Origin of the sequence: Streptomyces sp. SID3343 (assembly GCF_009865215.1) — a bacterium.
Classification (GTDB): domain Bacteria; phylum Actinomycetota; class Actinomycetes; order Streptomycetales; family Streptomycetaceae; genus Embleya.
This window is the reverse complement of the sequence record NZ_WWJX01000958.1, coordinates 1-9,042: the sequence shown is the minus strand read 5'-3', so window position 1 is coordinate 9,042 and position 9,042 is coordinate 1. Positions and strand designations below refer to the sequence as shown.

Here is a 9,042-nt window from a genome sequence, read left to right as displayed (position 1 = left end):
CGGCGCCCGCCCCGGGCCAACGGCTGCGCCGTAGGGCCTACTTGGGCCGGCTTCCCTTGTCGAGGCGAGCCGCCGCCGGGAGGCCGACGAAGAGCAGCAAGCCGGCTGCCACGGCATAGGCGATGTGGTGGCCGGACAGTGACAGTTCGCCGCGTCCCCCCGCGCCGACGGCCTGGGCGATGCCCGCGAGGACGGTGGGGCCGATTCCGCTGCCGATTTGCAGGGCGGTGGTCGTGACGGCCGACGCGGAGCCGTGGGCCCGGTCCGACACGTCGCGCAGGCCGGTGGCGGTGATGGCCGGGAAGGCCAGGCCCTGTCCGATACCGGTGACGACCAGGCCGGCCAGGACCGCGCCCCCGTAGGGGCTGTGTGGCCCGGCCGTGCACCACAGCAGCACACCGCCGGCGGTGAGCAGAACGCCCCAGGCCAGGAGCGGGCGAGGCCCGCGGGTTCGCATCAGGCGCCCGGAGACCAGCGCGGCGGCGGTGACGGCCAGACTGACCGGAAGGACCGCGAGGCCGGAGGACGCCGGCGACATCCCCCGCACCTGCTGGAGGTAGAGCGGCAGTAGGAACAGCGACCCGGTGACGCAGAAGTAGAACACGCTCGCCACCAGCGCCGCGGTCCGCACGCCGCGACTGCGCAGCAGGCCCGGATCCAACAGGACGGCATCCCCGTCGCGAGTACGGCCGCGGCGCCACCACAGGTATCCGCCGGCCGCCGCGGCCGCGACCAGGACACCGGCGAGCCGACCGCCTCCGGGCCGCGACGCCAGGTCGGCGCTCAAGACGATCAGGGTGATCGCCGTCACCAGCGCCCCGGCCCCCACCAGGTCCAGGCGGCTCCTGTGGTGCCGGGTGCCCGCCGGCAGCCATCGCATCGCCGCCGCGGCGGTGACCACGGCCGCCGAAGCCTGCAGGGCGAAGACCCAGCGCCAGCCGAAGGCACTGGTGACCACACCGCCGAGCACCAGGCCGGCGCCGTAACAGCCCGCCTGCGCCGCGGAGAACACGCCGAGAGCACGCGAGCGCGTCGGACCACTCGGATACACCGAGGTCAGCAGGGCCGTGGCGGCCGGCATCGTGATCGCCGCCCCCGCTCCCTGCAACACGCGGCCCGCGACGACCATCCAGAACACGGGCGCCATGAACGCGAGCACCGCGCCCACCGCCACGGTCACCAGGCCCCGGACCAGCACTTGGCGGCGGCGCAGCCGGTCGGCCATCGCCCCACCGCACAGCAGCAGACCCGCGAACGCGAGGGCGTAGCCGGTCACCGCCCAGGACAGGTTCTGCGCCGACGTACCGAACCGCGCGCCCATCGACGGCAAGGCGCTGTTGAGCACGGCGACACCGCCCGCGTCCAGACCCGCCGCCGCGCTCAGCACCGCCAAGGGCGCGTACCGGACCCGCGCCGGACCGCCGGGCTCCGGCGGATCGGGAGGGGTGTCCGCTGCCGGACCGCCGGGCACCGGCAAGGACGAGGCGGGCGAGGGTGTTTCGCCGGGACGTGCGGACATGTGCGAGCTCCAGGGAAGGGCGGCGCGGACGCGTCGACACGGGAGGATCCGGCTCGTGGGTGACCCGGCCGCCCGCGTCGTCGGCACCATCTCCGGCCAGTCTGAGCCGGACCGCGAACGACGACGAGACACCGCCGAAGGCCGGTACCGCCGGGGGTGGCCCTGGTGGGGCCGGCCCCGCCGGGGCCATCCCCACGCCGGCGACAGGGCCGATACTCGATGCATGGCACCGTCCGCAGCACTGCCCGAGCTGGCTCACTTCCTGCGCTCGCGCCGGGCCCGGCTGACCCCGGAAGTCGCCGGCCTGCCCCGCAGCGGCACCCGACGACTGAACGGACTACGCAGGGCCGAGGTCGCCGCCCTGGCCGGCATCAGCCCCGAGTACTACACCCGACTCGAACAGGGCCGCCAACGACGCCCCTCGCCCGACGTCCTGGACGCACTCGCCACGGCCCTGCACCTCGACGACGACGCCCGCCGACATCTGCGCCGGCTCGGCACGGGGAGTCCGGCACACCTGCCGGACCCGACCGCGGTCGAGACCCCCGACGTGCCGGAAGCGACCCTGCGCCTGCTCGACTCACTCATCCTGTGGCCCGCACACGTGGTCACCCCCATGCGCGACATCGTCGCCTGGAACGACGCCGCGGCCTGGCTGCTCTTCGACTTCACCGAACTGCCCGTCCACCAGCGCAACTTCGCCTGGTTTGCCTTCTGCGACCCCCGCTCACCGCAGTTCTTCACGGACTGGGAAAAGACCGCGCGCAGCAACGTGCACCGCCTGCGCCACGCGGTGGCCGCCGACCCGCTCAACGAACGCGGCAGCCGGCTCGTGGCGGACCTGACCGCGCGCAGCAGCCGGTTCGCCGAGATCTGGGAGGAACACGACGTGCGGGGCCCGACCACCGGAAGCCATGAGATCCGCCACCCCCGGGCCGGCCGACTCGACCTGGACTACACCGCCTACGTCGTCCCCGGCGCCCACACGCTCGAACTCGTGGTCCTGACCGCGGACGAGGGCTCTCCCACCCACAAGGCACTGCGACAGGCCGCCGCCGAGCGGTGAGTCCCGGGCAGCCACCGCTGCGGCGGCGCGTCCGCCCTCCCGGCCGTGCGGAGCCGCGCTGCGGAGCGGAGCGGAACCGAGCAGCCGGGCTGAGCGGAGCCGTGCCGTGCCGTGCCGAAGAAAGTTCCGAATATTTTCGGGAGGGTTGTCGATTCGGGGCGTTCCCGTTCGACGCAGGGGTGAGAGGCAGGGAACGTCCCCGTCTCACCGAGTCTCCGGAGGATCCGATGACCCCCACGTCGACCACCCCCGCTGCCGTCCACACCGCCGAGGTGCCCGTCACCGTCGGAACCCTGGAGGTTCCCGGCGCGCGGCTGCACTACGAGGTGCGTGGCCAGGGCCCGCTGGTGGTCCTGGTCGGCGCGCCGATGGACGCGGCGGCCTTCGCGCCGCTGGCCGATCTGCTCGCCGCCGACCACACCGTACTCACCACCGACCCGCGGGGCATCAACCGCAGCTCGGTCGACGACCGCGACCGCGACTCCACGCCGCACCTGCGCGCCGACGACCTGTCGCGGCTGCTGGTGCACCTCGACGCGGGGCCGGCCGTGGTCGTGGGTTCCAGCGGCGGTGCCGTCACCGCGCTCGCCCTCGCGCAGGCCCGCCCCGACCTGGTCGGCACCGTCGTCGCCCACGAGCCCCCGGTCGTGCATCTGCTCGAAGACCGCGAGCAGGTGCACGCACAGGCCGACGACGTCATCGCGACCTACCTCGCGGGTGACGTCATGGGCGCCTGGCGCAAGTTCCTCGCCGACGCCGATATCGTCCTGCCCGACGACGTGATGGAGATGATGTTCGGCGGTGAACGCGACCCGCAGGTGGTGGCCGACGAGGCCTTCTGGTTCGCCCACGAGATGCGGCCCACGACGCACTGGCGGCCCGACCTCGCCGTGCTGCGCTCGACGACCACCCGCGTGGTCGTCGGTATCGGCGAGAACTCGGCCGGGCAGAGTTGCGACCGCACGTCGAGGGCACTCGCGGCGGTGCTGGGCCTCGAACCCCGGTCGTTCCCCGGCGACCACACCGGCTTCGTCGACGACGCCGAGGGCTTCGCGGCCCGACTGCGGGCGGTCCTCGCGGAGAGCTGACTCGATGGTTTCGGGCCCTGCGGTTTTCGACGTGCCGCGCCGGACCGCCTCCGCGCCGATGGTGTCGGCGTGAGGCGATCCGGCGCGGCTCGACGCGGTGAGCGGGTGAGTGAGTCGCTCGGCTACACAGCGGTCCCGTACCGCAGTGGCTCAGTGCTCAGTGCTCAGTGCTCCGTGCCTCAGTGGCTCAGTGGCTCAGGTCGCGATACCGCCGGACCGCGAGTGGGGCGAACACCGCGATCAGGACCACCGGCCACAACACCGCCAGCAGTCCCGCGTGTTCGACCGCCCATGACGTGCCCGTCGCGTTCGGGTTGCCGAACAGGTCGCGAACGGCCGTCGCGGTGGCCGACATCGGGTTCCATTCGACGATCGCGCCGAGCCAGGACGGCATGTTCCCGGGTGTCGTGAACGCGCTGGACAGGAAGCCGAGCGGCCAGACCAGGATCTGGACGGCCTGAACCATTTCCGGCCTGCCCGCCACCATCGCGAGGTGCAGCCCGATCCACAGCATCGCGAACCGCAGCAGCAGCAACAGGCCGATCGCGCCCACGGTTTCGATCGCGGAGCCGTGCCAGTGCCAGCCGATGGCGAGGCCGACCGCGATCATCACCGCCAGGCCGAGGACCGAGTGGAGCATGTCCGCGACGCTGCGCCCGACCAGCACGGCCGACCGCGACATCGGCATCGAGCGGAATCGGTCGACGACACCCTTGTTCAGGTCCTGGGTCACCGCGAGCATGGTCGACTCCAGGCCGAACGCCATCGTGAGTGCGAGCATGCCCGGCACCAGGAAGTCGGTGTACTCGCCCTCGATGCCCTTGCCGCCGCCGATGAGATAGCCGAACATCAGCAGCATCATCACGGGGAACACCAGCCCGACCAGCACCTGTACGGGTTGCCGTGCCCAGTGGGCGAGTTCGCGTCGGGTGAGGGTCCAGGAATCGACGACGGCCCAGCCGATCGTGCCGGTACTCACGCGCTCACCTTTGCCTTCGGGTCGGTGTCGACGTCGGCGTGCGCTTCGGTCCCGGCCGACGACTCTCCCGTGCCACCCGTCAGATGCAGGAACACCTCGTCGAGCGTCGGGCGCCGGACCGCGATGTCCTCGGCATCGATGCCCGCATCCCGCAGGCCCCGGATCGTCTCCGTCAGGATCGCCATCCGATCCGTCGCGGCCACGCTGATCCGCCGGTTGTCGTCGTCGATGTCGGGCAGGCCCGTATCCGGCAGCGCGCCGATGATCGCGGCCGCGGCCTGCAGGTGGGCGGCGTCGCGCAGGACGACGTCGATCCGCTCGCCGCCGACCAGGTCCTTGAGTTCGTCGGCAGTGCCGTCCGCGATGTTGCGACCGTGGTCGACCACGGTGATCCGGTCCGCCAATCGGTCGGCCTCCTCCAGGTATTGCGTGGTGAGCAGCACCGTCGTACCCGCCCCCGCGAGGAGCCGCACCGCGCTCCACACCTCGTTGCGCCCGCGCGGGTCGAGCCCGGTGGTGGGTTCGTCCAGGAACAGCACGTGCGGCTCGGTGATCAGCGAGGCGGCGAGGTCGAGGCGCCGGCGCATGCCGCCGCTGTACTGCTTCACCGCTTTGCGGCCGGTGTCGGCCAGGCCGAAGCGCTCCAGCAGTTCGTCGGCGCGCTGCCCGGCCCGGCGCGCGCCCAGATGGTAGAGCCGGCCGAACATCTCCAGGTTCTGCCGACCACCGAGTTCCTCGTCCAGAGCCGCGTGCTGACCGAGCAGGCCGATCCGGCGGCGCACCTCGTCGGGGCGGGTGCGGACGTCGAAGCCCGCGACCTCGACCCGACCCTCGTCGCAGCGCAGCAGCGTGGCGAGCACGCGGACCGCAGTGGTCTTGCCCGCACCGTTGGGGCCGAGCACGGCGTGCACGGTGCCGCGCGCCACGGTCAGATCGAGCCCGTCGAGGGCCTGCTTGGCCCCGTACCTCTTGCGCAGTCCTTCGACGACGATCGCCGCGTCAAGGTCGGTCAAAGCGCCTCCCAGCCTCTGCCTCACAGTAGTCAAGTTTGACTACTGGCAGGAGAGTAATCCCCGAGCCACTCACTAGTCAAACTTGATCAGTGAAAATCTCCGGGGTCCGCGACTCCGGTCCCGTACGGGTTCTCACTGCCCTCCGGCAACACGGCCACGAAGGGTTCGCCCTCGCCCGCGAAGGTGTACGCGCCGTCCCTGACGCGCTCGATCAGCCCACGCGTCCAGCGCGCACCGGCGTCCGCCGAGTCCACCCACATGCCCATCACCTCACCGATGTGACCGTACGACTTCACCCCCTCCTCGGGGATGTAGTGCTCGGTGACGGTGGCGCGCCAGGTCTCCAGACCGCGCACGCGCTCCTCGAGGAGATCGAGCGCCTCGGCCCGCGGGAGGTCGACGATCAGGCCCAGTCCGGCCGAGTACATGTCGACGTTCTCGCCGAAGGCGGTCAGCGCGTGCCGCAGCAGCGTGAAGTACTCCTCGGTGCCGGCCTCGGTGACCTCGTACTCGACGCGCGGCGGCCCGCCGACCGTGCTCGGCGCGATCTCGTGCGCGAGCAGGAGTCCCTGCTTGGCCATCTGTTTGAGCGCGTGGTAGATCGACCCCGGCTTGGCGTTGGACCACTCGTGCGCGCCCCAGTATTCGAGGTCGTTGCGCACCTGGTAGCCGTGCGCTCGCCCGTGTTGACGCACCGCCCCGAGGACCAGCAACCGGATCGCTGACATCGCCTGGATTCTCCCCATCGTTCCCGCACCCGCTCGTGCCTGCCGTACCGCGACGAGCCTATGTCCGGGCGCGGGCCGTCACTTGGGGCACTCGGTACGACCGGGCACGGGGCGGGTCGACGCACGGGGAGCCGGTCGCCGTCGGCTCGCGGTCGGGGGGCGCCGAGGACGTGTCACGACCGCGTGCTCAACGCGTTTCCGTCAGGTGGGCGAACACCACCACGTTCGCCGCGTAGCCCGTGTGCTTGTCGTACTGTCCGCCGCACGTGATCACCCGCAACTCGGCGGCGTGCGTCTGACCGTAGACCGCGTCGTCGGGAAAGGCGTTCTTGTCGTACGACCTGACCGCGTCGATCGTGAAGATCGCCTTGTGCCGGTCGCGGCGCAGAACTTCGATCCGGTCCCCCGCGCGCAGGAGGCCGAGTTTGAAGAAGACCGCCGGGCCCGTGCGGGTGTCCGCGTGGCCGACCGTGACGGCGTTGCCCTGGGCCCCGGGGGCCACGCCGCCGCGATACCAGCCCACGACGTTGGCGTTGGCGACCGGCGGGCTGTTCAACCGGTTGTCGAGGCCCTTGTCGAGGCCGTCCATCGGCGCGTCGACCCGAATCGCCGGGATCCGGATCCGCGTCGGCGGGGACGGCGGCAGCGGCGGGGCGTCGATGCGTCGTCCGTCCTCCGCGCGGCTGCGCGCCGCCGCCGAGGCCAGGCCGGCGTCGAACGGGTCGGGTGGCCGCTCGACCGCGCCACCACCCGCCCCGTGTACGACGAGCCAGATTCCGGCCGCCACCGCCAGCACGGTGGCCCAGAAAGCCATCGAACGGCGGCCGGTTCTGTGGTGCGGCGAGCGGGGCTCAGGACTCCCCATCGCCCGTGGCACGGCGACGACGGACCACATACATGCCGAAGCTTCCCAGGGCCGTCGCCACGATGGCCGAGCCGGCGGCGATCTGGCCGGGGCTGTACTGCGACGCGCCGCCACCGCCACCGGCGTTCACGCTACCGAAGAGCGACCTGTCGGTCGTCGGGCTGTTTTCCGGGCAATCCACCTGGAAGACCTTGTGCTTGCCGCCGCCGGTCTCGCCTTCGAAGGTCCAGTCGAGCTTGTAGTGCCCGTCGGGGAGCGAAAGCGTCGCGGTGTTCCCGATTCCGGTGACGAGCGTGACCATGCCGCCGAGCACCTGGTCGGTCCCGGTCGGTGGCTGCTGGGAAATCGTGTAGGTGACCTTGGTGAGCGTGTCGAAGTCGAACGCCGCCAGATAGAACCGGCAGACCTTGGGGTCGTTGTTCTGGTCGGTCGGCAGCGTCGAGGTCGCGTGAATCTTCACATCCCCGTTGTCGCCGGGAGCCATGGGCAGCGCTTGGGCCTGACCGCTCGCGGCGAGCGCGACGGCGCCCACTCCGATGGCGATGGCGGGGGCGGTCAGGCGCTTGGACCGGACGGAAGGGCTTCGGCCGAGGGTCGGGGTCATGAGGGGCGCTCCACGAGGAGGTCGGACACGTTCGTCATATACGACGAATAAGGGACATATCCGACCCTGCTTTTCGCGCGCCCCGCACCGGCACAAGACGCGCCGCCCACACCGAAACTCCACCCGTATGCCCGAACCGGAACACCACACGGTGCCCCGGCGGGGCGCCCTCGGCGCTGCGCACGGCCCTCACCCGAGGCCCCGGCCCCGGCCCCGGCCGAGCGGGGAGGCCGGGGTTTACGCCGACGGGGGTGGCGTGTTCCGGCCTCGCGGTGTGGCTTGTTCCTTGCGGGGTGGACTCACGCGCCGTCCGGGGCCTCGGTGTCCTCGCGGTAGATGTTCAGCCCACGCTTTCGATAGTTGGCGAGCGCGTTCGGGTGGTCGTTGCTGTTGGTGTGCAGCCACACGCGACGCACCTTCTCGGCGTCGACCGGCTCGGTCACCCACGCCTGCCGAAGCGCGAGGGTCAGCGCGTAGCCACCGAAGCCCTTGCCGACGTAGTCGGGCACCAGCCCGAAGGTGACGATCTCCACATCGCCGCCGGGCTGCGGTTCCAGGTAGGCGGCCCCCATCGGCTCCCCCTCGAACACGACGAACCAGTACTGCAGCAGCGGGTGTTCCCCTTCACGCGCCTCCCACTCGGCCTTCGTACGGGCGGCACTGCGCCACCCGTACGGCTCTCCGACCCGCGCCGCCATGGCCCGCACGCTCGGCAAACCCCGCTCCACCCGCACCAGTTCGAGCCCACTCACCGGCGACGAGGCGGACAGCGCATCGGGCGAGGTCATCTCGAGGTACGTAACGGTTCTTCCCATCGGTCCAGGCTACAGATCGCCCACCAAGGTCCGGTCGGACCCCGGACTCATCCTCCGGGATGACCCCGCACGCCCGCGTTCACCCGCCCGATGCACAACGCCATCCCCCGGGTTCGCCCGCACGGCGATCGTCACGAAGGCCCGCGCTGTCTAGCGTTGAACGTGTCCCGGACACCCCGTCCGGTCGATGTTCGATCAGGTTCATCCCACGAGGCTTTCGAGGCAGCGACCATGATCCAGGCCAACGCGCTCACCAAACGCTACGGCGCCAAAACCGCGGTGGACGATCTCACGTTCACCGTCCGCCCCGGCATCGTCACCGGCTTCCTCGGCCCCAACGGCGCGGGCAAGTCCACCACGATGCG

General features: G+C 71.4%; 10 protein-coding genes. 3 read left to right on the top strand and 7 right to left on the bottom strand.

Translation table 11 applies throughout. The features are described 5' to 3' along the window. Positions 1-37: 37 nt before the first annotated feature. On the bottom strand, positions 38-1,519 hold the full coding sequence (locus tag GT354_RS30130) for an MFS transporter (RefSeq protein WP_161359539.1): 1,482 nt from the start codon (positions 1,517-1,519) through the stop codon (positions 38-40). A 223-nt stretch (positions 1,520-1,742) separates the two neighbouring features. Here GT354_RS30130 and GT354_RS30125 point away from each other — a divergent pair, with 223 nt between their 5' ends. Beyond that, positions 1,743-2,585: a helix-turn-helix transcriptional regulator gene (locus GT354_RS30125; protein ID WP_161359538.1), complete on the top strand. Its 843-nt coding sequence runs from the start codon at positions 1,743-1,745 to the stop codon at positions 2,583-2,585. A gap of 227 nt (positions 2,586-2,812) precedes the next feature. Then, positions 2,813-3,673, top strand: coding sequence for an alpha/beta hydrolase (locus tag GT354_RS30120; protein WP_161359537.1), 861 nt, complete (start codon positions 2,813-2,815; stop codon positions 3,671-3,673). Positions 3,674-3,860: 187 nt separating this feature from the next. Here the strand turns inward: GT354_RS30120 and GT354_RS30115 are convergent, their stop codons facing one another. From GT354_RS30115 to GT354_RS30090, 6 genes are all read right to left on the bottom strand, one after another. Beyond that, the gene (locus GT354_RS30115) at positions 3,861-4,652 is read right to left on the bottom strand and encodes an ABC transporter permease (protein WP_161359536.1); all 792 of its coding nucleotides are present in this window, start codon (positions 4,650-4,652) and stop codon (positions 3,861-3,863) included. Beyond that, positions 4,649-5,665, bottom strand: coding sequence for an ATP-binding cassette domain-containing protein (locus GT354_RS30110; RefSeq protein ID WP_237535604.1), 1,017 nt, complete (start codon positions 5,663-5,665; stop codon positions 4,649-4,651). The genes GT354_RS30115 and GT354_RS30110 overlap by 4 nt, the downstream gene beginning before the upstream one ends. A gap of 86 nt (positions 5,666-5,751) precedes the next feature. Next, positions 5,752-6,393: a PadR family transcriptional regulator gene (locus GT354_RS30105; protein WP_161359535.1), complete on the bottom strand. Its 642-nt coding sequence runs from the start codon at positions 6,391-6,393 to the stop codon at positions 5,752-5,754. 187 nt (positions 6,394-6,580) lie between these two features. Then, entirely contained in the window at positions 6,581-7,207 is a 627-nt protein-coding gene (locus GT354_RS30100; RefSeq protein WP_161359534.1) for a class F sortase, read from the bottom strand. A 37-nt stretch (positions 7,208-7,244) separates the two neighbouring features. Continuing rightward, on the bottom strand, positions 7,245-7,790 hold the full coding sequence (locus tag GT354_RS30095; protein WP_346012240.1) for a hypothetical protein: 546 nt from the start codon (positions 7,788-7,790) through the stop codon (positions 7,245-7,247). 371 nt (positions 7,791-8,161) lie between these two features. After that, positions 8,162-8,650 (bottom strand): GNAT family N-acetyltransferase, encoded by a 489-nt coding sequence (locus GT354_RS30090; RefSeq protein ID WP_237535603.1) that lies wholly within the window; start codon positions 8,648-8,650, stop codon positions 8,162-8,164. 258 nt (positions 8,651-8,908) lie between these two features. On the opposite strand from GT354_RS30090, the gene GT354_RS30085 reads away from it, so the two are divergent. Next, positions 8,909-9,042, top strand: a 134-nt coding sequence (locus GT354_RS30085; protein WP_161359531.1) for an ATP-binding cassette domain-containing protein, incomplete at its 3' end; no start/stop codon positions are given.